The organism is Kistimonas ophiarachnellae, assembly GCF_057552235.1.
Window position 1 is genome coordinate 1 of record NZ_BAAJPA010000057.1, and the last position, 786, is coordinate 786.

1 protein-coding gene is annotated in these 786 nt (G+C 57.8%); it reads left to right on the forward strand.

What is annotated here, in order from left to right:
• A partial coding sequence (locus AC27K1_RS21605; protein WP_487152865.1) for an Ig-like domain-containing protein occupies positions 1 to 786 on the forward strand: 786 nt, incomplete at both ends.

Here is a 786-nt window from a genome sequence, read left to right on the forward strand (position 1 = left end):
ATTTATTGTTGATCTGCTGGAACATGCTGGCGACATTGACGCCACTGACACGCTGTCGGTGACAGCTGGCAGCCTGCGCCTGGAGAGCGGGGATGGCGGTGGCGTCACCCTGAACGGCAACCAGTTGTCGGTGGATCCTTCGGCTTATGGCTACCTGGCTCTGGGTGAGCAGGAAGTCATCCGCTATAGCTACAGCATTGATGATGGTCAGGGCGGCAGTGTTGACCAGACTGCCGAGATCACCATTGCCGGTCGCAATGACGCGCCGGAGGTCAGCAGCGCGGTGACCGCGTCGGGCGATGAAGATGACGCGTCATTCAGTGTTGACCTGCTGGCTCAAGCCAGTGATATGGATGTTGGTGACACCCTGTCGGTGCTGGACGGCAGTATCAACCTGCTCAGTGGTAATGGCAGCGGGATAACGTTTAACGGCAACAGTCTGATGGTGTCGACTGACGCCTATCAATACCTGGCAGAGGATGAACAGGAAGTTATCCGCTACAGCTACGTGATAGAGGATAACCATGGCGCCAGGGTGACTCAGACCGCAGAAGTACTCATTACCGGCACCAACGACGCACCGGTGGCGACGGCCAATACCGCCACGGGCCATGAGAATGAAACCCTGACCATTGACGTACTGGCCGACGACACGGATCTGGATCACAACGACAACCCCGCCAATTTCAGCCTGGACAGTGTGCAGATCGTGGATGGTGACGGGAATCCCGTCACGGGTCAGGGCACGGTCAGCATCGTCAACAACCAGCTGCAGTTTGTGCCGGG